We start from the raw sequence: 21,218 nt of genomic DNA on the forward strand, positions 1-21,218 counted from the left end.
CTGTTCCCTGTTCCCTGTTCCCTGTTCCCTGTTCCCTGTTCCCTGTTCCCTGTTCCCTGTTCCCTGTTCCCTGTTCCCTGTTCCCTGTTCCCTGTTCCCTGTTCCCTGTTCCCTGTTCCCTGTTCCCTGTTCCCTGACAAATGACAAATGACGAATGACGATCTCTACCGTTAGCTTTTATTGTGTCCACCTACTTACAAACCAGGTTCCCTGAACAAAATGAAGGGTCAAAACCGACGCCCTAGTAATCGCTGTCGAACACTTTCGGCAATTTTCTGACCTAAATATTCGGGAATCAAGTTTTCATTGGGACCGAGCAAGTAGAGAATAAGGCGGGTACGTCCACGCCAGACGAGTAAGTTAGCGTTGACGACAAGTAAGTCTTCTTGCCAGACGGCGTACATTACCTTATAAAATAATCCCGGCTGGTTATCAGCTTCAATTAATAAGGCAGGTAGATGAAATACTGGATCGACATAGAACTCAGTTTCGACTTGTTCTAAACCAGCATCCAGATTAAATTCCACCGCCAGCATTTCTTCGACTTCAAAACGTCCCGCCAACGCCTCCCGAATGGCACGGCAGACATTATCTGCTGTTTTGGGGGTTAGGGCTTTGCTACCACGGGATACGACTAGCTTGATAAACACCAACATGGGGGGATTGATTTGACCATGAAGACTCAGGCTGTGAATCGTCAGTCCATAAGCCGCTAAAACCCCGAAAATATCGCTGAGGAGAAAAGACTGGTTACGGTAGGCAAAATGTAGAGCACTTTTCGAGCCTTCGGGTTTGATCTCAATAACGACACGCCGAGTTTTGTAGAGTTTATAAGCCAGTCTCAGGTTTTGCAATTGGATCTCACTACTGACAAACTGCTCATAAAATTCTGGAAACGCCCGGTTGAAGCGCTTCAGCAGTTCTAGTGTTGATGATTTCAGACCCGCAGCCATAAGTAGGGGGAGAAGGCGTTCGCTTTGGTTAAAAGCTTTTAGGATAGACCAGCAAGCTCAGCCTCAAGGCAAAAACCTGCCGTATCTGGTTAATCTCTCACAAATTCGGCACAATAGCCTCAGTCTAGCTAAAGAAGGTCTTGCCCTGAGTCACGATTTGCCACTGACCGCCAAACTTTAAGTGTAGGCGATTAGCGTAGGGATAGGGTCAAATTGGGTGTTTACATAAGACGTTGTTGCTTGGCTGCAAGAGCAAGCTTTGGTCATAATGGTTATCGGAGCGTATTGCGCCAATTGTGGTACGATAAGCATGTCAGGTAAAAGTTGTCCTACCGGGGGTCACTCCGAAAGTTATGCATGATCAGAGACAACTCCACACACTGACTTGATGGAGTGCAGTGTGGGGCTTCTGAAAGCCTTTGTCATTAGCCTGAGTGCTACCGTTCAAAACGTCAAAGTTTTGAATAATCGTCAAGCTAACCCGTTAGATACGTCTAGCCTTAATTAGCTTGGGCTAGGTCTTGTGTAACGGATAACCAGTATAAAATGCTATAGCCACATCGGCATGGGTTTTTGGAAGAGCTTTTTTGGCAGTGCTGACACTGCTTCGACATCGACAAAATTTGAAGGGGATACCATTTCAAATTTCAGCGAGTCTCCTGCGTCTGGCGATCGCGCTGATAATGGGCGTATCCTATTTAGTACGGATCGAGAATTTGATCTGTATGAATTAGAGGAGCTTTGCGACGCCGTGGGTTGGTCAAGACGACCGATGCGGAAAGTTCGTAAAGCGATTGAATATAGTTTCCTCGTCGTGTCCATGTGGCAACAGCGAGGGAACACGAGGCGTCTGATTGGTTTTGCCCGGGCTACGTCTGACCATGCCTTTAATGCCACAATTTGGGATGTGGTGGTTCACCCCCAATTCCAAGGTAAGGGGCTGGGTAAGGCGTTGATGAAGTACACCATTAAGAAACTTCGCAGTGAAGATATCAGCAATATCACTCTCTTTGCCGATCCCCAAGTGGTCAATTTTTATCGGCAAATGGGATTTATGGCTGATCCCGAAGGCATCAAAGGCATGTTCTGGTATCCTGACTAATTTTTGTGCGATTGAGACTGGGCAATTTGGACGCGAAGGTATATTATCAAGATATGCATCGGGATGTAGCGCAGCTTGGTAGCGCGCCTGCTTTGGGAGCAGGATGTCGCAGGTTCAAATCCTGTCATCCCGATTTTTTAGAACAAGTTATAGCAGTAGACAAATCGATTAGGACACATCGATTAGGACTTTCGGCATCTATGTAGAGACGTTGCATGCAACGTCTCTACATAGTCTCTACATAAATGATGTGTCCTAACAGCTATGGCGGTTACTATAAATTAGAGCCAATAAAAACAAAGGGACTGGCGTGGTTTTTAGTTAATCTATCATAGTAACATTAACTCAAATCTTCAACAAGTGGAACTCTAGGGAATTGAACCCAGTCAGTTTTCTTAACTCAGACAAGACTAGGAACGTTCAGGTTTACCTGACTCAACTCTCGTCACTGGTGACAGCTAAACGTCAATCGTAACTATCGTCACTATCGATAGTGCCAGGAAAACAGCCTAGCTCAAGATGGATAGACTCTATCTGACGATTTCAAGCGATTTCTTCAATTCACGAGAGAGATGTCATCATCAAGTGAGAGCGGTATCCTAGTTTTAATGAGATAGTACGCGAGAATTCAAGAGGCAATTGTATGAAATCATTAGTTCGCTGGAGTGCAACATTAGGCTTAGTGGGGACTACTCTCCTAGGCTCCTTTTTTGGTGGAAATCTGCGGGCGCTGGCTTTGACCGAACAGCAGGTAATGGAAAAGTTACAAACCGTACCTGTATTTACGGTTACTGATGGAGAAGGCTCACCCTTAGTCGCCTCTATTCCTAGTCAGAACAATCAGAATGAAGCAGTTGCAGGCGTCTTTATTAGCCAGAGGGATGCAGAAGCGTTTGTAGAACGATTGAAGCAGGAAAAACCTGAGTTGGGTAACCAAGTCCGGGTCGTGCCTGTATCGTTAGCAGAAGTCTACCAACTTGATCAACAGAGTCAAAACCAACCTAATGGTCTAGATTTTGCCTATATTCCAGTGCAGCAGCAAGTGCAGTCCGCCCAACAGCTTCTGGGTCAAGGGCAAGAATTTCGGGGTGTCCCTCTGTTTGTGGCAAAAGGAGGTCAAGAAGGAGGGTATTTAACGATTCAACAAGAGGGTCAGCAAGTCATTCCCTTTTTCTTTGACAAAGAGCAGTTACAGAATTTGGTCAACCGCTTTAAGGAACAACAGCCTAACCTGGCTTCGAGTGTTCAGATCCAGGTTGTGCCGCTAGAGGGTATTATTAATACATTGCAGACTCAGGATAACCCTCAACTTGAGCAAATTCTACTCATTCCTTCGCAAGAATCTTTACAATTTTTGCGTCAATCCTCTTCTCAATAGATCTAAATTAGTCTAAAGGGAATCAGGTTAATTACTCATGGCTACAACGCCAGAGCCATCCTCTAGGACATTGGCAGTATCGGGTCAAAACCTCTGGCTGTGGCGACAAGAAGCCCGTCGGTCGGCTGTAGAGGCTGATATCCCTGTCGCTGAAGTAGATTGGTTGCTTCAAGAGGTTGCAGGACTTGAGCCTCTATCGCTGCGCCTAGAGTCGTTTAAGGCGCGATCGCACATCGAATTACGGTATCCGCTGCCAGTGCTGACTCAACTCTGGCAGCGGCGTCTTTATGACCGTTTGCCTGTACAGTATTTAGTGGGGATCACTCCTTGGCGGCGTTTTTCGCTGAATGTTTCGCCTGCGGTTCTGATTCCTCGACCGGAAACGGAGTATTTAATTGATTTGGCAGTTAGTGCGACGGGACAAAGTGCAACACCCCAACTCGATGCTGGACAGTGGGCAGATTTAGGGACAGGGAGTGGTGCGATCGCGTTAGGATTAGCTGAGGCGTTTCCTGATGCGACAATTCACGCCGTTGATTACAGTAGCGATGCCCTCGCTATTGCCCAACTGAATGCTCAACAGCTAGGATTTGGGTCAAGAATTCAATTTTATCAAGGGTCGTGGTTGTCCCCCTTGGCATCACTCAAAGGGCAATTGAGTGGTATAGTATCCAATCCTCCCTATATTCCTAGAGATGAGCTACAACAGTTACAGCCAGAAGTCCGAGATCACGAACCGCTTATGGCACTGGACGGGGGAATTGATGGTCTAGACTGCATTCGACATCTGATTAATACGTCTGGCGATTACCTGCGTCCTGGGGGCGTTTGGATAATAGAAATGATGGCAGGACAAGGTGATACTGTTGCTCAGTTGTTGCATCAACAGGGGAGTTATTGTCAGATTAAAATCATCCCAGATTTAGCTGGAATTGACCGTTTTGCTTTGGCTTATCGACGGGACTAATTAGGGGCGGCTGAATAAGTGTTGTGGTGAGGGGGAGCGGGGGAAGCCTTCGGCGTGAGCGCGGACCCCTGAGCCTGTCGAAGTTCAGTCGAACACTGGGGAAACCAATGTAGAGGCGTGCCATGGCACGTCTGGAAGCTGGGGGAGCAAGGGTACATTTTTCCTGAGCAAGGTGATGCCATTCTTATGAAGAATGCTACCCAATTTCCTTGAATCAAACTCTCTGTCAATAAAGCTCAAAGTATTGATGGGCTTTGCGGTTTTGGCTTTGTGCAGCAAGCCCTAATTAATAATTCATAATTAATTAAATCAGACGAATAATATCAGATCCCGTACAACACACAGATGAGAAAATGTCTAAAACGATGGATTTGAAAGCATTGCAATTAAGAAAAACCGCCAGAACATGATATGACGAATGACAAATGACAAATGACGAATGACAAATGACAAATTTTGACTTTTGCCTTAACTTCCAGCAAAATATTATATATTTTCCTGAAGCTCTTGGAGTATTCTCTACCTCAATATGACTCATGTCTTCATGTCTGCCCTAGTAGCTGGCGCTAATTCTGGTCAGATCGTCAGCTTTCCCACCGATACGATACCCGCTCTCGCTGTACGACCGGATTATGCAGAATTGATATTTACGCTGAAGCAGCGAAGCAATAACAAACCCTTAATTTTAATGGGTTCATTCCCATCATCACTTTGGTCTTATGTCAAGGGGACAGACGCCGAATTAGAGATTTGGCAGCAAGTGGCAAAGCACTATTGGCCCGGAGCGTTAACCTTAGTGTTACCTGCATCGGATAAAGTTCCGGCAGCCATGAACCCCACAGATCCGACCACAATTGGCTTGCGTGTTCCTGACTCTAGAGTCGCGATCGCGATTTTGTCCCAGACGGGTGCTCTAGCGACGACGAGCGCCAACGTCTCCGGGAAACCTCCCTTACATACAATGCCAGAAATTGAAGCAGAGTTTCCGGAGGTGCTGACGCTTCATCCCACCGAATCCAAAGAATTAGAGGAGCGTCACCCCAATACCCAAGGCGCACCCTCTACGGTGGTGAAATGGAAAAGAGACGGGTGGCAAATTTTGCGCCAAGGCGCTGTCTCATTCGACTGTTCTTTGTCTAAGGGGTGATGACGATGGGGAAAACGGGCTATGCTTGAGCTGAAGGCGGGTATGGCAAGACTAAAAATAGAATTCATTCGTCTACTACCCCAGCCAAATAAAAGATTGTGGATGGGGACTCCCGCGAATTACGTTGAAAAGTTTGAAAAAATATGGGCAACATGGAGCTGATCTATCTGGTAGTCGGTATTGTTATGGGACTTGTTGTCAGCCGCGCTACTCGTTCCAGCAAACAGCCAGAAAGTTCAACGATACCAGAACCGCAACTGTCAAAACCCGAGGAATCCCAGCCAGCTAAGGCGGAACCTGTGAAAGAGACGGAATCCGTGAAAGAGACGGAACCGGTGAAAGAGGATGAACTACAGCCTCTGAAGCAGGAACTCCAGCAAACCCGACTGGCTTACCAAATGGCGCATGAAATGAGCCAGTATAAAGCTGGCTTCTTGGCGCGGACATCCCACGAACTGCGATCGCCCCTGAGTAGTTTGATGGGGATGCATCAGCTCATTTTGTCCGATTTATGTGACTCACCGGAAGAAGCTAAGGAATTCGTGGCTCAAGCCCATACCTCGGCGCAGAAGATGGTAAAACTTTTAGATGAGGTGATTGCTGTCGCCAAAACGGAACACGGTACTAATCGTCTAGAGACTCGCCCTCTGCAATTGAGCCAATGCTTTGAAGAACTCGAAGTCCTCACTCACATGCAAGCCGGGAATCGTAATCTGCGGCTGAAAGTGATTTCCCCTGACCCAGAAATAGAAATATTAGCTGATCCCCGGCGTTTTCGTCAGGTATTAGTGGGAATGGTGGACAGCGCTATTGTCCAAATGGAAGAAGGGACGATTCAGGTTTCTACAGCCAATTCTGACAACCCACAGATGGTGAATATCTGGATTGATGTAGAATGTCCCAACTCGATTTGGAGTGAAGCCGTTGATTTACTCTCCGACACTAATGACTCAGAGGAACAGGAAACAACCTCATCAACAACCTCACCCGGTATGAATTGGTTGATGGTGCAAACCTTGGTGGAGATGATGAAGGGACGCTTGGAACTATTACCTATTCCTGGGAAAGAACCAAGCGACGATTCAGTTACAGACACTTGTATCCGGTTGCAATGTACTATGCCTCTAGCAACTCCGGAGATGATCGAACGAGTGTTGGCAGAGCAGTCATGAGCGGTTGATTGTATAGCACCATTGTGGTTGTGGTGTTACATTCAAAACCAATGCGTTCGTAGAAGCGTTGTTGATGAGTGGTCATTAAATAAACTCGCTCAACCCGACACAGTTTGGGTTGACACTCCCCCTTTTAGAAAAAGGGGGATTCTGCGGAACTCACATTCCACATATCCTGGGAAAACAATTCTAACTGTCTCCCCAGGTTCCCAGGCACACGACGTTTACCCTTGCGGGTGTCGTGTTTTCTCCTTTTAGACGTTGTTAATTCAACGCTGGGCGTTTCAAACAGGCTTAGCTGTTTGGGTTTCGCCGAGTCCCGGCGTACCTTTTTTGTTACTAATTTCAACACCTCGACTCCGCTCGGTGTTGACGCTGAGCGGAGCCGAAGCGTCAAGCTATATTCAACAACGGCTTTACGCTTGATATTCCGTGCAGCTTGTTGATCAGCATGGTCAAAATGTCCACACCTGGTACAGATAAAACGTTCTCTGTTCCGGTTGGCTTTATCGATATGACCACAGGCACTGCACTCTCTGGATGTATCTCGCGGGTTGACTTTGAGCAAGACCTTTCCCGACTTTTCAGCCGTGTACTGAATCTTGTTAATCAACTCTCCCCATGAGGCATCCAAAATAGAACGGTTCAATCCTCGCTTGGCTGATTGACCATTAGGCAGGAATCGTCCAGTTCCTTCCTCTAATTTTGGTTTACACCGTCTCACCATTCCTTGAATGTTGAGATCTTCTACTACAATTGCGTCGGCTTTTTTGACCAGTTTATTGGCAACCTGCCATTGATAAGCACTTCTGCGGTTAGAGATTTTACTGTGTAGTTTGGCTACTTCAGCAGTCCGCTTCTTGCGCTTTCTCGAACCTTTCTTAGTCCGGCTAACACGTCGTTGTCGAATCGAGAGAGTCCGCTTAGTCTTCTGGTTAGTGGCAAACCTGGGGTTGGGAATATCACTCCCATCAGAGCAATGCACCAGTCGCGTTAACCCCATATCTAACCCAACCGCCGTTTTAACCTCGGAAGTAGGGCGGGGCATAAGCTCTGGAATTGATTTGTCCACCATCCGCACGCTTATGAACCATCCATCAGTTTTACGGCGAATCGTTACACTCCTGATGGCAAATCCATCGGGAATGGGGCGGGAATTGAAAAAACGCATCCAGCCGATTTTAGGCAGATAAACCTTGCTCCCCTTGAGCTTAACCCGACCTGGCTTATACTCGAATGACCGGAAGTTGCTACGGTTTTTAAACGCCGGAAAGCCTCGCCCATTGACCCTGAGCGAAGCCGAAGGGTCAAAGAAGTTTTTATAGGCAGTGTTCAACCGAGCGATATTGCGTTGCAATACGTCCGAGTCTATTGATTTATACCAAGGACGGGCAGCTTTCAGGTCTACCAGTGCGGCATCCTGAATCGTGCCAGCATTTCGTTTCTTGCCATTGTTTTTCCAGAGATTGCCCGTCGCACCGTTTTTGACAATGCAGCAAGTTAGTGAGTAAGCCTCAGCTTTAGTCCTTAAACTGCAATAGGGTCCCTGGATAAACTGCTGATGATAGGTTTCAATCCGGTCAGCCAAGCACCAATTGTATGTTGCTCTAAGCATATCGAGCCACGACTGCATCTTGGCTTCCTGGCTGCCAGATGGACGCAGTTTGTAGACGTAGCTTAAAATCATAGATGGCTAAACACTGTCGCCAGCTCTACGCTATCAACAAAATAATCATAGCATAATTTGACGGATATGCAGCAGTACAGAAAAAGCAACCACTCGGTTTCTATGGTCAATTACCATTTAGTTTGGACGCCAAAACGACGGAAAAAGGTGTTGACTGGAGACGTAGAAAAGCGATTACGAGATATTATTTGGGAGGTTTGCCAAGGAAAAGAGTGGGTGGTCATAGCCTTGGAGATTATGCCTGATCATGTTCACCTGTTTGTCAATACTCCACCAAAAGTAGCTGCCCATCAAGTCGTCAAGGCTATCAAGGGCAGAAGTTCTCGATTGCTAAGACAAGAGTTTCCAATACTCTTAAAGCTTCCTTCCCTGTGGACTCACTCGTATTTTGTCTCTACCGCTGGCAATCTTAGCAATACAACAGTTAGACGTTACATCGAAAATCAAAAAAAATGACGGCGAGTTACTGAGCGTAGTCGAAGTGAATGAATTCGCCGCGTCGGACTTCATCCCCCGACGCTCAGTGCGGGGGCTTCCGTCCTCCCGTACTTTACCTGTGAGGCAAATGTCTCGATCTTTTCAGTTGAAGATTTTTGGCTGGCTTTATCATAATTGTCCTTGGGTGTCAAATTATCGACGAATTGTTGTCAACTTCTAGGGTAAGGAGAGTGTTCGCGCAGTGTTCCCGTTCGCGCAGCGTTCCCGTTCGCGAAGCGTTCCCAAAGGGTAGGGTAGCGTAACGCCCAATCAATAAAGCTTGGATAGATAAAAACCATACAAAGTAGCGAGCGAGACGCTAACACTACTGTTTCCCGTTCCCTATTGCCTATTGCCTATTGCCTATTGCCTATTGCCTATTGCCTATTGCCTATTGCCTATTGCCTATTCCCTGGCGCGTAGCGCTATAACTTTAATGAAAGTCCGACTACTTAGCTGAGGTGCTTTATTCGTTGCACGATAAAAAAAATGGCATGAATCGCTTCGACAGCCTGGAATCATTTTGTCATACAACTATCAAGCTAAGTCCGGAATTTATGTAATACAGTTTGATTGGCTTTTCGGTAGGATACTTCTATATCAACACTTAAAACCGCTTTGCTGTCAATCCGGATCTGTATTACATTTAGCCGAAAGATGGAATGATGCGGTTAAAGAACTAGATGGGACTTGCTTCTCTCTCAGCAAACGACTTGGTTCTTCGCAATCAGCAATCAGCAATGAACGGGCGGCGTCCGTTTTTCCTCTCAACTAGGGAAAAGAGGTCAGGAAACGCCGCCCAATCTGCTGAGCTTAACCGACCAACGGTTTGAGCTGAATGAATGGTTATTGGGGTGCAAGGTAAACAGTTGAGGATAAAGTTTATCGATGCAACATTCTCAAGGTATTGCGGCTTACGAAACAGTAAATAATGGTTATATCAGACGGCGACAACTTCAAGGAAATGCTGGTAGTTTACTCTTATGGGGTTTAGGGGTTGGCGCTGTTATCTCAGGTGATTTCTATGGTTGGAACTATGGTTTAGCCTCCGGAGGATTCTGGGGGTTTAGTATTGCCGCTGTCTTGATGGCAATTATGTATCTCTGTTTGGTCTATAGTACTGCTGAACTCTCCACCGCCCTCCCTCATGCGGGCGGATTCTACTCGTTCACCCGTTATGCCCTCGGTCCTTTTTGGGGCTTTATTTGTGGGATTACGGTTACGATTGAATATGTTCTCGCCAACGCAGCGCTGGTGTTCAGTTTAAGCAATTACCTCAAGCCCTTATTTCCCAATCTGCCCAGTTTTTTTATCTGGGTATTTGCCTACGCTGTTTTTTTGGCAATTAATATCCGAGGTTTTGAACTGAGTGTGACAGTCTGTCTTTGGCTAACCATCATCGCGATGACAGTATTAGCCATCTTCTATGTGAGTATGCTGGTATCGGGTGAATTCAATTTTGACCTGCTGTTTAATATTCCGGCTGAACCGGGACAATCAGAAACCTGGTTACCAAATGGCTGGTTTGGAGTGTTTGGCGCGATTCCTTTTGCGATATGGTTGTATCTGGCAATTGAACAATTACCGATGACGGCGGAGGAAACCGATAATGTGCCTCGAAATATGCCAACGGGAATGATTTCTGGTATGGTTACCCTGATTATTCTGTCAATTTTCACCGTGGTGATTAATTCTGGTGTGGGGGGTGGCGCGGTGGCGATTGGGCAATCCGATGCTCCTCTGCAAGATGGGTTAGAGGCTTATTTTGGCGCCGGCGCAACCAGTACTATTGTCACAGCACTGGCGCTGATTTGTGGTTTAATTGCCAGTCTCCACGGTAATATGTTTGCCTACGGACGGATTATTTTCTCCCTATCCCGTGCTGGGTATTTACCCCGTTGGTTATCGGTGACGAGTAAAAGTCATACCCCCCATCGGGCATTAATTGCCGGGGCGACGGTTGGATTTATCTGTGTGCTACTGGTGAGTACCGGTATTCAAGCTGTCGATGCTGTGATTTTGAATATGGCGGTGTTTGGGGCATTAATTTCCTATATTTTGGTCATGGTTAGCTACATGAAGCTGAAAGGGAATCCCTATTTGCCGAAACCCTACGAAAGCCCATTGGGAACAGCGGGAGCATTTGTGGGCTTGGCTTTAGCCACATTTGCCCTGGTTGCTTGTATGTCTATACCCGATTACCGAGGCGGTGTTTGGGGGATTGGCATAGCGCTGATTGTGGCAAGTGTCTATTTTTTAGTGTTCCGGAGTAATCGACTGGTGGCTCAAGCCCCGGAAGAAGCGACGGCGTTGGGATTGACGGGGTATCAGGAGTGAGAATTGGGGTGTCGGGTGTGGGGTGTTGGGTGTTGGGTGTGGGGTGTCGGGTATTGGGTGTCGAGTGTGGGGTGTCGGGTATTGGGTGTTGGGTATTGGGTGTCGAGTGTGGGGTGTCGGGTATTGGGTGTTGGGTGTCGGGTGTTGGGTGTCGGGTGTTGGGTGTCGGGTGTCGGGTGTCGGGTGTCGGGTGTTGGGTGTCGGGTGTTGGGTGTCGGGTGTCGGGTAAGCTGTTCGGCATTTAAACCTTAATGTCAATAATGGTGAAATCCTTGTAGTGCGTTAAGCGAAGCCATGCCGCAGGCTTTGCATCTTGCTCGCTACTAATACCCAATTTAAATGCATGACAGCTTATAGTTCCAAAAACTGTACCGAAGGAAGCCTTTATTCTAATCTTTGATTGAATGTAGGAGGATGTCACTTATTTTCAAGAGCGCGAATCAGAGCTAACAGGAGTTTTCCGACTGATTCGCAGCTCCTCAGAATCGGATTGATAGTTTGGGAAGAAGCTAGTTCGACTCAGATAGATAGTAACAAATGGGTTTCTAGCTCTTTAAGAGAACCTTGGGCTATGTACAAAAACTGGATATATTCTCCCCGAGTTCGCCGCCCGTAACCTTCGGCAATGTTAGCAGGAATCGACGCGGATGCTCTACGGATTTGGGCAATCATGCCATAAAGTTCTTCTTTGGGAAATATTCTTGTTCCTCGGTAACAAGCTTCAGCTAAATTCATTGCCTCTTGCCAAACCCGTAAATCCCGATAAGACTGCACTGGCGAATCTCCACACTCTACCCCCTACACCCTACACCCTACACCCTACACCCTACACCCCTAGCTAGGGTGTCTCTATTTGTTTGAGAAACATTATTGTTTATTTCATTTATTCTATTTTTGTTAAGTTAAGATACATTTTTGTTCCAAATGGATCACTATACCCTCAAGCGTTAAAGACTTCATCAAGAATTGATGTTCATTTTTAAAGACTTAGTAAAGTTTGCCTCATCTTGTTGATCAGAGGAGAGGATTAGAATATTATACGAAAAGATAAAATACAAGTCATACGACTGTATTACAGGCTACAAAAGCCGACTAACTCAACCGTGACAGATACTCTATCCATCTGATATCGCTATGGCAGAAGAAATTGATGACGTCTTGAGACCATTGTCTAGGAAATTCAAGAGTTTGTACTATTTATGCTCTAGTGATGGAGAAGGATTATGGGGGTGCATTTACAATTGTCAAGCCCAAATTATTCTGGTTGTAGCTCTCTAGCCAGAAACAATTGAGTGAGTTAATTTTTTGAGAGTTTTCTAATCCTATCTAATTTGGAGAGTAACGGGCAAAAACCAGCTACTATCATACCGAAAGCAATATTGATTGGGTTTATGACTAGATTTTATCCCCCTTGAGTATCAAAAATTCTCTATCGTACTAAATGTACTTTTGAGTAATAATTCTTAAATTTATTGCTCAACTAAATTGCTGAATCTAATTTGGTAAAAGGGAATGAGTAGGTGACACTAAAAAAAATGACCCCTGTATCGGATAAAAAAATAGCGAATAGCTATATTTTCAGTAGTGGATCACCAACTTGACCCTAAATCAAAGACCACTGTAAACCTGTTCCAAGGGGAAATTATGATAGAGCGTTCCTTTGAATCATCATTAGAAATCGAGCAATTCTACGGTATTCCTGATACAAGCAAAAAACGTGAATTACAGCAGCGACTTGAACAGTTAAATCAAACCCAAACCTACTATCCCGCCGATCAATGTATTCATCAGTTAATTGAACAAGCGAGCGATCGCACACCGGACAAAATTGCGATACGGTTTGACGGGCAAACCCTAACCTATCGGGAGTTGAACCGCCGCGCTAACCAGGTTGCCCACTACTTACAAACGCTACAAGTAAGACCTGATGTACTGGTGGGGATATGTCTAGAGCGATCGCTGGATATGGTAGTGGGTTTATTGGGGATTCTCAAAGCTGGCGGTGCTTATGTTCCCCTTGATCCCGCCTATCCTCAAGAACGATTAGCGTTGATGATTGAGGATTCCCAAGTCCCTGTCATCGTCACCGAACAAGACCAACTCACCCGATTACCCGACACCCAAGCCCAAGTGGTTTGCCTGGATACAGATCAACAGGCAATTGCCCAACATAGTCCAGAGAATTTAGACAGTGGTGTCACGCCCGACAACTTAGCCTACACCATCTATACCTCCGGCTCAACGGGTAAACCCAAAGGCGTCCAAGTGCTGCATCGTGGGGTGGTCAATTTCCTCACCTCAATGAGTGTCGCCCCCGGACTCACCCCCAATGACACCCTGTTAGCTGTTACCACCATCTGCTTCGATATTGCCGGATTGGAACTGTATTTACCCTTAATCGTTGGCGCTGATATTGTCTTAGTGACGCGAGATGTCGCCGCCGATGCGACTCAGTTAATCCCAGTTTTGCAAGAATCCGGTGCTACCGTCATGCAAGCTACCCCCGCCACATGGCGGATGTTATTAGCCGCAGGGTGGCAGGGAAATCCCCAGCTTAAAATTCTCTGTGGGGGGGAACCCATGTCTCGCGAGTTGGCGCGTCAACTCCTAGAACGCAGTGCTTCCCTGTGGAATATGTACGGACCGACGGAAACCACAATCTGGTCAACCGTGCATCAGGTAGAATCGGCGGACAAGTCTATTCCCATCGGTCGCCCCATTGCCAATACCCAAATTTATCTAGCTCATCCTGAGCAAAATTCATCAGACCCGATTAAATTTGTCCCCGTAGAAGAACCGGGAGAATTACTAATTGGTGGCGTTGGTTTAGCACGAGGCTATCTCAATCGACCTGACCTCACCGATGAACGATTTATTCCCGATCCCTTTAGTTCAGAACCCGGTGCCCGTCTCTATCGCACCGGAGACTTAGCCCGGTACTTACCCGATGGGACTCTGGAATGTTTAGGTCGCTTGGATCATCAGGTGAAAATTCGCGGCTTCCGGATTGAACTCGGCGAGATTGAATCTGCCCTCTACCAGCATCCGGGTATCCGAGACGCGGTGGTTGTCGCCCGCGATGACAGTTCGGGCGAAAAGCGCTTGGTTGCCTATCTCGTCAGTGACTTAGACGTTGAAAATGTTCCCCTAGAAACAACGTGTTGGGTGGCGTGTGAGGGGAATCCAGAAATTGAATTAACCACCAGCAATTTCTCGGTCAATAGTATTCGTTTGCTTCATGCTCCCGCCTCCTGGCGAAACGGTCAATCCTTGACGCTGCGCTGCCAGTTTCCTGGTGTCCCCGATGAACTTGAACTCACCGGAACCATCGCCACAAAATCCTTGGAATGGGTAGATGTTTGCCTAGACACCACACCCAGCCAACAGACATTTTTACGTCAGAGTATCAAACATATTGCCCAAACCCAGGGATTAGCCGTTCATGACTTGCGCCGCCAAGAACCCCGAATCCCGATGCACATTCATTGTCTGGCGGAATTAGAATCCGGTGAAAAAATCCAGGTGATGACGCAAAATATCAGCCATGAGGGGATTTGCTTAAAGGGAACAACGGCTAATCCCTGGCAAACGGATCAACGTCTATTGCTCCGATTACAATTACCCGGAGTCGAAACCCCGTTGTGGCTGCAAGGCACGGTTGTTTGGCATTTTGAAGACTATGTGGGCGTCAAGTTTGATACCACAACCAGCCAGAAGGCGAAACTCCATCGCAGCCTAGGTAACTTGCGGACAGAACCCCGTATTTCCCTCCAGATCAAGGGTCGTGCTGAATTTGAGTCGGGTCAACAAGTGGAAGTGATGACGCAAAATCTCAGCCGGAATGGGATTAGCTTAAAGGCACTGACCCCGACATTTTGGCAAAACAACCAACCTGTACTTTTGCGGGTAAAACTGCCAGGGGTGGACAATCCCTTATGGCTGCAAGGCACTGTGGTTTGGCACGCTGAGGAAAACGCTGGGGTGATTTTTGAGACCACACCCACCCAGCAGGAGCAAATCCATCAGAGTATTGAGCTTATGGTGAAAACTCAAGGATTATCGCTGGCGCAGTTGCGATCGTTCCTGAGTGATAAGTTACCCACGTATATGGTTCCCTCAACCTTTGTGTTAGTGGATAGCTTGCCCCTAACACCCAACCGTAAAGTCGATCGCAAAGCGTTACCTGACCCCAACCAGGCGCAACAGGTAGCTCAGGATACGTTTGTCGCACCGCGCACACCCGTTGAACAGGAGTTAGCCCAAATCTGGGCAACTGTATTAGATGTTGAGCGTGTGGGTGTTTATGACAACTTCTTTGAACTAGGGGGACATTCGCTACTGACGGCGCAACTGTTATCGCAGGTGCGAGAACAATTCCAGGTGGAGTTGCCCTTGTTTGCTCTATTTGAAGCACCTACAGTAGCGGAACTGGCTCAAACGATTACCGCCAAGACTGACGCTGATCCGTCAGATGCGACGACGGTGACGGGTACAATCGCGGTCACGAATTTAGCCAACGATGCGGTTTTGGATGAGACCATTTATCCAGAAAAGCCCTATCGTCAACCGGACACAGCACCGGAAAAGATTTTGATCACAGGCGCGTCAGGCTTTCTCGGCGCGTTTTTATTGCAGGAATTACTCCAGCATACAAATGCTACCGTCTATTGCTTAGTCCGTGCCAAAACGCTGGAGGCGGGTCAGCAAAAAATTGCCGCCAGCTTCAACCGCTATTTACTGTCATCAGATAAGTTGGAGTCGCGAGTTGTCCCTGTGTTGGGTGATTTAGCCCAACCTCGGTTGGGACTATCGGAGTCGCAGTACGAGGCGTTAACTCGCGAGATTGACTCAATCTATCACAATGGGGCATTTGTCAATTTAATTTATCCCTACAGCGCTTTGCGATCGGCAAATGTCCTGGGAACTCAGGAAATTCTCAAATTAGCCAGTAAAACCAAGGTCAAACCCGTTCACTTTGTCTCAACGCTGGATGTGTTTCAATCGCCGCGCTATGCTCAGATGTCGGTGATTTTAGAACAGGATGATTTGGAGTCAGGGGATGACCTGTCTGATGGTTATGCTCAGAGTAAATGGGTGGGTGAGAAGTTAGTTAAACAGGCACACGCACGGGGGATTCCGGCGTCGATTTACCGACCGGGTATGATTACGGGACATAGCCAAACCGGGGCGTCTCAACAGGGGGATCTAATTGACCGATTAATCAAAGGGTTGATTCAATTGGGGAGTGCGCCGGAGTTGGACTTAAATCTAAGCTTGACTCCTGTAGACTATGTGTCCCAATCTATCGTCCATCTGTCCCAGCAACCGGATTTATTCGGTCAAACCTTTCACTTAGTCAGTCCGGAGATGGTATCCTTACGGCAACTGGTGGACGAAATCCGGGCTATTGGTCATCCGATTGAATGGATGGACTATTCTACTTGGCAAGACAAGCTGGTCCAGGTTGCCCGTTCCCAGCCTGACAATGCGTTGAGTCCATTGGTGTTCCTGTTTACTCAATGGGTGGGTGAAAACCAACGCCCCTATCTGGAAACGGCGGCTTTAGTCTCTCAGGCGTTTGACTCTCAGAATACGTTAGCGGGTTTAGCCGGAACGAATATTGTCTGTCCGTCAGTCAATAGCCAGGTGATTCGGGCTTATCTGGACTACAACCAGTTGGTGTGATTACCTGACCAGATTACCGATTTCTGGGATCTATCTAATTGTCCTGTCCGCCAATCTGGTGTGATAATTGCGGATTCGATATAGGTTTCGTAGGGGCACGGCATTGCCGTGCCCCTACCGGATAGAATCTTATAATTTGCACACAACCAACGACCCTTATAATAAGTACAAGAATGTAAAGAAGTAATAACGACAAGATTTAGGGACACTTAACCTATTGTGTTTGTTCTTAGCGGCTACGAATATTTCCTAGGGTTCTTACTGGCAAGCAGTTTAGTCCCCGTCCTCGCACTGGCAGCCTCTAAGCTGCTGCGACCCAGCATCCGCGACCCCGAACGCCGGACGACTTATGAATCTGGCATGGAACCGATTGGGGGCGCTTGGATTCAGTTCAATATCCGGTACTATATGTTTGCCCTGGTCTTTGTGATTTTCGATGTAGAGACCGTGTTTCTCTATCCCTGGGCAGTGGCATTCAATCAGCTAGGACTACTAGCGTTTATCGAAGCACTCATCTTTATTGCAATTCTCGTCGTTGCCCTCGTTTACGCTTGGCGCAAAGGAGCTTTAGAATGGTCGTAAACTACCCCGTCTATGGTTAGGCATGGAAGAGGCTTTCCAAAAGCCTATGTTTACCAGCCTAAGTTCTGCCTTGAACGACGACGTTATGTCTAAGTGTTAAAGTTCGTACCTACGGATGCGTAGCTAGTCTGTAGCTCTACAACTCCAGCATTAAACAGGTTATAGGGAAAAGCCAGTGTGTTGGAGAAAGTACCGAGACATAACTTTGGCGAAGCTAACGTTACCCCGAAAGGGAGGGGCGCAAGCCCAATCAAACAACCCATATCCGTACAGGTTAAAAGCACGAGGAAAGTAACTACCCAGGCGACAGGCAAGGGCAATATGTCGAACGTCGGCGAGTAAATCCAAGGCGGTAGGGGTTTAGAGTTTTTTGTACTTTACCTAGGAGGCGCGGCTTTCTAACTGCCCATACTATCTATGGATGAGGTATCCAGTCGCGAATATTTGGATGAATACAGATACAGCAAACGCTGCAACCCAAGAGCAGCAACCCAAAGAGAAAATTCTTAATCCCATCAGTCGTCCTCAGGTCACGCAAGACCTCTCAGAAAACGTCATTTTGACGACAGTAGACGACCTCTATAACTGGGCTAGGCTATCCAGCCTGTGGCCCATGATGTATGGAACCGCCTGCTGTTTCATTGAATTTGCGGCGATGATTGGCTCTCGGTTTGACTTTGACCGATTTGGATTAGTGCCGCGTTCGAGTCCCCGACAAGCGGATTTGATTATTACCGCTGGCACGATCACGATGAAAATGGCACCAGCGCTAGTACGTCTGTATGAGCAAATGCCGGAACCTAAATATGCGATGGCGATGGGGGCTTGTACGATTACAGGGGGGATGTTCAGCGTCGATTCACCAACCGCCGTGCGGGGTGTCGATAAGTTGATTCCCGTGGATGTTTACATTCCGGGCTGTCCACCTCGTCCCGAAGCGATTATGGATGCGATCGTTAAACTTCGTAAGAAGGTGGCAAATGAGTCTATCCAGGAACGGGCAACTCTAAGCCCAACCCACCGCTATTACAGCACCACTCATAGCATGAAGGTAGTGCCAGATATTCTCACAGGTCAATACTTGCGGTCTGAAAATCGCCACACTCCACCGAAGGAGTTAACCGAAGCGATGGGAATGCCTGTACCCCCCGCACTGAAGTCTTCTCAACAGCAGGAGGTCAATCGTGGCTGAAGAAGAATCCAAAGAACAGACCCAAGAGAATACTGAAGAATCCCCACTCGCTGAGACAGGAGAAGTCCACGGCTGGCTGAAGGAAAACGGCTTTGAAACCGAGTTAATGGAACCGGATCACCTGGGAATTGAGGTGATTAAGGTACAACCCGAGGTCTTGATTCCCGTTGCCACGGCTCTGTATGCTTATGGGTTTAACTATCTGCAATGTCAAGGGGGTTATGATGTCGGTCCTGGCGAAGAGTTGGTCAGCTTCTACCATTTAATCAAGATCAGCGATGATGCTGAGCAACCTGAAGAAGTTAGGGTGAAGGTATTTCTACCACGAGAGAATCCCACGATGCCCTCAGTGTATTGGATTTGGAAGAGTGCTGACTGGCAAGAACGGGAAACCTACGATATGTTCGGCATTGTCTATGAAGGACACCCCAACTTGAAGCGGATTTTGATGCCGGAAGATTGGGTGGGCTGGCCCCTGCGGAAGGATTATATCTCGCCTGACTTCTATGAATTGCAGGATGCTTATTAATTCGAGCAACTCCTTCCAATCTTAAAAAGTAGTGCGAGCATCTTGCTCGCCTACTTTTAAACAAGAGTAAGTAAAGTCAGACAATAATTGTTACAGGTAGCTTTGCGAGCCAAATAGTTGGTTAAAGATTACCGCTTGATTCAGGAAATGTTCGCTTAAATTCCTCAATTAAATCGTCTAGTTCTTCGAGAGCTTGATCAACATCGATTCTCAGAGTACCTAAATTCGGTTCCTCCAACAGTTTAACGAGAAACTCTCGTTTACTCTCAATGACAGTTAGGCGCTCTCGCATGGCTTGTGAGTCCATAATTCCTATCCTTTAGTTTCGCTATTTTTCTAATTGGCAAACCAACAATGATATAAGGTGAGGCGTTCCCTCAACCCAGGCATATCAACGATGTGTGGAGAGGTACACCTAGAAAATAGATCGATTTCCTGGGTAGTACATCTGCCACAACTAAATATTAACATGCTGTTGTTTTATCCTTCCCTTAAGCAAGGAATAAGTTTCCAAGATTTCAGTTGATGATTCAATTACTGAACGGGTATCCTAGCTGAGGAAAGGAGGACGTTTGGATTTAGTCGGTTTATTTTTAATCACTTCGGCAATAAATCGCTTTAATGCCTTTTCTCGATTTTTCATAAACGCTGACCAAAAGCCGGGATAAAATTCATCCATGGTTTTTGCCAACGCCCAAACATCAACAGCCAGAATATTATTTAGGGTTTCATCCTCACGCTTTAACGAATCAAGCTGATCGCGAAAACGGGGGTTTTTTGAGGATGCTTGTTGCTTTTTTTCTTGAATCATTTTAAAAAATGCGGCAATAGAGACAACAGCAGACTAAACAAAACTGGGCTTATAAAAACTGTTTACATACCATGCTACAGAGAAGGTTGGACTTCTGCCGACACAGCGATCGCGCTACGAGAGAGCGAATTTGCCTAGTATAACGAAGACAATACGACGTTGACGCTTTTGCCTTTGCTCCCCTAGAGCAATTCAGGCAAGATCCACGATCTAAAACATGGATGTTCTGCACCCGATCATTTCCCATGCCACCCCTTGACACCGATAATAAAGCTAAAGTGATTGTTGTGTAGATAGTTAAATTAAGATGTTACGCAAAATTTCCTTGGGAACGGTAGGATTGTGGGTTGGGGGAGTACTGACCATCATCGGCTTTGTGGCTTATGCCACCGAGAACGCGACCTTAAATTTAGTGGGATTTTTCTACGGCGTCCCCATCTTACTGGGCGGTTTTGCTCTGAAAGCCGCCGAACTCAAGCCTGTACCTTTAAGTCAACCCACACCACCAGACGTGTTGGAACAGCGACAGCAGACAGCTACTCCCATTCAAAACCAAATTCGCCAAGATGTGATGCGTTATCGTTACGGTCAAGACGCTCACTTAGATAGCTCTCTGGAAAGTTTAGGTCTCTCACCTAGCGATGAGGAACGACCAGACCTCAATAGTTTACGAGAAACTGTAGTGGATGGCGCTTACACGTTAGTACTGGAATTTTACTCGCCGCTGATTCCCTTTGAAACATGGGAACAAAAGCGGGAAAAAATAGAAAAATTCTTTGGTCCGAATATCCGAGTTGAATTGAACCAACCTGAAGAAGACCAGGTTGATGTGGCGTTGATTGCTGCACCTTAACGTTGGTAGGTGGGGACAATTAAAGTTAACGGCGGAGATAGTCATTAGTCATTCGTCATTTGTAAGGAGCCATAGAGTTGGCTCAAAGGCGTGGCACTAATACTATGGGCGAGGATAGAGGCAAAAATTAGCAAGCTGCTAACTACCCAAACCTGGTGATTACCGCTTCTAAAAACCTAGACAAACCTACCTATAAGTAATTCTGCCTTGGTATAAGTCCACGGTGTAACTTTTGGTCGATAACCGTTAACGCTTGCGCTTGGCTGATACCCGGCGTTGTTGCTCGATATCAGCCTTAACCAACGGTTCCCAGTTAGAGACACTATAGTAATCGTGTCTACGATTG

General features: G+C 46.8%; 17 protein-coding genes, 1 tRNA gene and 2 pseudogenes. 14 read left to right on the plus strand and 6 right to left on the minus strand.

Features of this window, described 5'->3' with window-relative positions:
• Positions 1-227 precede the first annotated feature (227 nt).
• Positions 228-953 carry a hypothetical protein gene (locus RIC07_RS33605; RefSeq protein ID WP_006103833.1) on the minus strand — a complete coding sequence of 242 codons (726 nt, stop codon included), beginning with the start codon at positions 951-953 and terminating at the stop codon, positions 228-230.
• Between the two features lie 565 nt (positions 954-1,518).
• On the opposite strand from RIC07_RS33605, the gene RIC07_RS33610 reads away from it, so the two are divergent.
• The 6 genes from RIC07_RS33610 to RIC07_RS33635 all read left to right on the plus strand — a co-directional run bounded on the left by RIC07_RS33610 (position 1,519) and on the right by RIC07_RS33635 (position 6,719).
• Positions 1,519-2,055 carry a GNAT family N-acetyltransferase gene (locus RIC07_RS33610; protein ID WP_446398314.1) on the plus strand — a complete coding sequence of 179 codons (537 nt, stop codon included), beginning with the start codon at positions 1,519-1,521 and terminating at the stop codon, positions 2,053-2,055.
• A gap of 59 nt (positions 2,056-2,114) precedes the next feature.
• Positions 2,115-2,188: transfer RNA gene (locus tag RIC07_RS33615), tRNA-Pro, on the plus strand.
• Positions 2,189-2,698: 510 nt separating this feature from the next.
• Positions 2,699-3,433, plus strand: a complete 735-nt coding sequence (locus tag RIC07_RS33620) for a Tic22 family protein (protein ID WP_446398315.1) — start codon at positions 2,699-2,701, stop codon at positions 3,431-3,433.
• Between the two features lie 37 nt (positions 3,434-3,470).
• Positions 3,471-4,400, plus strand: coding sequence for a peptide chain release factor N(5)-glutamine methyltransferase (gene prmC / locus RIC07_RS33625; protein WP_446398316.1), 930 nt, complete (start codon positions 3,471-3,473; stop codon positions 4,398-4,400).
• A gap of 529 nt (positions 4,401-4,929) precedes the next feature.
• Complete coding sequence (locus RIC07_RS33630) at positions 4,930-5,547, plus strand: L-threonylcarbamoyladenylate synthase (protein WP_446398317.1); 618 nt, start codon at positions 4,930-4,932, stop codon at positions 5,545-5,547.
• A gap of 152 nt (positions 5,548-5,699) precedes the next feature.
• Complete coding sequence (locus RIC07_RS33635; protein ID WP_446398318.1) at positions 5,700-6,719, plus strand: sensor histidine kinase; 1,020 nt, start codon at positions 5,700-5,702, stop codon at positions 6,717-6,719.
• Here the strand turns inward: RIC07_RS33635 and RIC07_RS33640 are convergent.
• Both RIC07_RS33640 and RIC07_RS33645 read right to left on the minus strand, forming a co-directional pair.
• Positions 6,664-6,837 (minus strand): annotated as a pseudogene (locus RIC07_RS33640) (GNAT family N-acetyltransferase); the annotation flags it as partial. The gene RIC07_RS33635 and the pseudogene RIC07_RS33640 sit on opposite strands and share 56 nt — an antisense overlap.
• Positions 6,838-6,852: 15 nt before the next feature.
• A complete protein-coding gene (locus tag RIC07_RS33645; protein WP_446398319.1) occupies positions 6,853-8,406 on the minus strand; it encodes an RNA-guided endonuclease InsQ/TnpB family protein in 1,554 nt (517 codons plus the stop codon).
• A 66-nt stretch (positions 8,407-8,472) separates the two neighbouring features.
• Between RIC07_RS33645 and tnpA the strand changes: the two genes are divergently transcribed.
• From tnpA to RIC07_RS33660, 3 genes are all read left to right on the plus strand, one after another.
• Positions 8,473-8,862 (plus strand): IS200/IS605 family transposase, encoded by a 390-nt coding sequence (gene tnpA / locus RIC07_RS33650; RefSeq protein ID WP_446398320.1) that lies wholly within the window; start codon positions 8,473-8,475, stop codon positions 8,860-8,862.
• 909 nt (positions 8,863-9,771) lie between these two features.
• Complete coding sequence (locus tag RIC07_RS33655; protein ID WP_446398321.1) at positions 9,772-11,220, plus strand: amino acid permease; 1,449 nt, start codon at positions 9,772-9,774, stop codon at positions 11,218-11,220.
• Complete coding sequence (locus tag RIC07_RS33660) at positions 11,217-11,465, plus strand: hypothetical protein (protein ID WP_446398322.1); 249 nt, start codon at positions 11,217-11,219, stop codon at positions 11,463-11,465. Before RIC07_RS33655 ends, RIC07_RS33660 begins: the two co-directional genes overlap by 4 nt.
• Positions 11,466-11,637: 172 nt before the next feature.
• On the opposite strand, the pseudogene RIC07_RS33665 reads toward RIC07_RS33660, so the two are convergent.
• Positions 11,638-11,994, minus strand: a pseudogene (locus RIC07_RS33665) (four helix bundle protein).
• An 870-nt stretch (positions 11,995-12,864) separates the two neighbouring features.
• On the opposite strand from RIC07_RS33665, the gene RIC07_RS33670 reads away from it, so the two are divergent.
• The 4 genes from RIC07_RS33670 (at position 12,865) to RIC07_RS33685 (ending at position 19,208) form a co-directional block, all read left to right on the plus strand.
• Positions 12,865-16,905, plus strand: a complete 4,041-nt coding sequence (locus RIC07_RS33670) for an amino acid adenylation domain-containing protein (RefSeq protein ID WP_446398323.1) — start codon at positions 12,865-12,867, stop codon at positions 16,903-16,905.
• Between the two features lie 219 nt (positions 16,906-17,124).
• Entirely contained in the window at positions 17,125-17,487 is a 363-nt protein-coding gene (ndhC, locus tag RIC07_RS33675; RefSeq protein WP_446380239.1) for a photosynthetic/respiratory NAD(P)H-quinone oxidoreductase subunit C, read from the plus strand.
• Between the two features lie 448 nt (positions 17,488-17,935).
• Positions 17,936-18,679, plus strand: a complete 744-nt coding sequence (ndhK, locus tag RIC07_RS33680) for a photosynthetic/respiratory NAD(P)H-quinone oxidoreductase subunit K (protein WP_446398324.1) — start codon at positions 17,936-17,938, stop codon at positions 18,677-18,679.
• The gene (locus tag RIC07_RS33685) at positions 18,672-19,208 is read left to right on the plus strand and encodes an NAD(P)H-quinone oxidoreductase subunit J (protein ID WP_446378821.1); all 537 of its coding nucleotides are present in this window, start codon (positions 18,672-18,674) and stop codon (positions 19,206-19,208) included. The genes ndhK and RIC07_RS33685 overlap by 8 nt, the downstream gene beginning before the upstream one ends.
• 121 nt (positions 19,209-19,329) lie before the next feature.
• Here the strand turns inward: RIC07_RS33685 and RIC07_RS33690 are convergent, their stop codons facing one another.
• Positions 19,330-19,515 carry a hypothetical protein gene (locus tag RIC07_RS33690; RefSeq protein ID WP_446380240.1) on the minus strand — a complete coding sequence of 62 codons (186 nt, stop codon included), beginning with the start codon at positions 19,513-19,515 and terminating at the stop codon, positions 19,330-19,332.
• A 243-nt stretch (positions 19,516-19,758) separates the two neighbouring features.
• Positions 19,759-20,019: a hypothetical protein gene (locus RIC07_RS33695; RefSeq protein WP_446380241.1), complete on the minus strand. Its 261-nt coding sequence runs from the start codon at positions 20,017-20,019 to the stop codon at positions 19,759-19,761.
• Between the two features lie 307 nt (positions 20,020-20,326).
• Between RIC07_RS33695 and RIC07_RS33700 the strand changes: the two genes are divergently transcribed.
• The gene (locus RIC07_RS33700; protein ID WP_446398325.1) at positions 20,327-20,872 is read left to right on the plus strand and encodes a DUF2854 domain-containing protein; all 546 of its coding nucleotides are present in this window, start codon (positions 20,327-20,329) and stop codon (positions 20,870-20,872) included.
• Positions 20,873-21,218: the final 346 nt, after the last annotated feature.

The organism is Coleofasciculus sp. E1-EBD-02 (genome assembly GCF_040218245.1).
GTDB lineage: Bacteria > Cyanobacteriota > Cyanobacteriia > Cyanobacteriales > Coleofasciculaceae > Coleofasciculus.

Bases quoted from the DNA above. Each gene is read 5' to 3' on its own strand.
- RIC07_RS33605 (WP_006103833.1), bottom strand. From the start codon at position 953: ATGGCTGCGGGTCTGAAATCATCAACACTAGAACTGCTGAAGCGCTTC.
- RIC07_RS33610 (WP_446398314.1), top strand. From the start codon at position 1,519: ATGGGTTTTTGGAAGAGCTTTTTTGGCAGTGCTGACACTGCTTCGACA.
- RIC07_RS33620 (WP_446398315.1), top strand. From the start codon at position 2,699: ATGAAATCATTAGTTCGCTGGAGTGCAACATTAGGCTTAGTGGGGACT.
- prmC (WP_446398316.1), top strand. From the start codon at position 3,471: ATGGCTACAACGCCAGAGCCATCCTCTAGGACATTGGCAGTATCGGGT.
- RIC07_RS33630 (WP_446398317.1), top strand. From the start codon at position 4,930: ATGACTCATGTCTTCATGTCTGCCCTAGTAGCTGGCGCTAATTCTGGT.
- RIC07_RS33635 (WP_446398318.1), top strand. From the start codon at position 5,700: ATGGAGCTGATCTATCTGGTAGTCGGTATTGTTATGGGACTTGTTGTC.
- RIC07_RS33645 (WP_446398319.1), bottom strand. From the start codon at position 8,406: ATGATTTTAAGCTACGTCTACAAACTGCGTCCATCTGGCAGCCAGGAA.
- tnpA (WP_446398320.1), top strand. From the start codon at position 8,473: ATGCAGCAGTACAGAAAAAGCAACCACTCGGTTTCTATGGTCAATTAC.
- RIC07_RS33655 (WP_446398321.1), top strand. From the start codon at position 9,772: ATGCAACATTCTCAAGGTATTGCGGCTTACGAAACAGTAAATAATGGT.
- RIC07_RS33670 (WP_446398323.1), top strand. From the start codon at position 12,865: ATGATAGAGCGTTCCTTTGAATCATCATTAGAAATCGAGCAATTCTAC.
- ndhK (WP_446398324.1), top strand. From the start codon at position 17,936: ATGAATACAGATACAGCAAACGCTGCAACCCAAGAGCAGCAACCCAAA.
- RIC07_RS33690 (WP_446380240.1), bottom strand. From the start codon at position 19,515: ATGGACTCACAAGCCATGCGAGAGCGCCTAACTGTCATTGAGAGTAAA.
- RIC07_RS33695 (WP_446380241.1), bottom strand. From the start codon at position 20,019: ATGATTCAAGAAAAAAAGCAACAAGCATCCTCAAAAAACCCCCGTTTT.
- RIC07_RS33700 (WP_446398325.1), top strand. From the start codon at position 20,327: ATGTTACGCAAAATTTCCTTGGGAACGGTAGGATTGTGGGTTGGGGGA.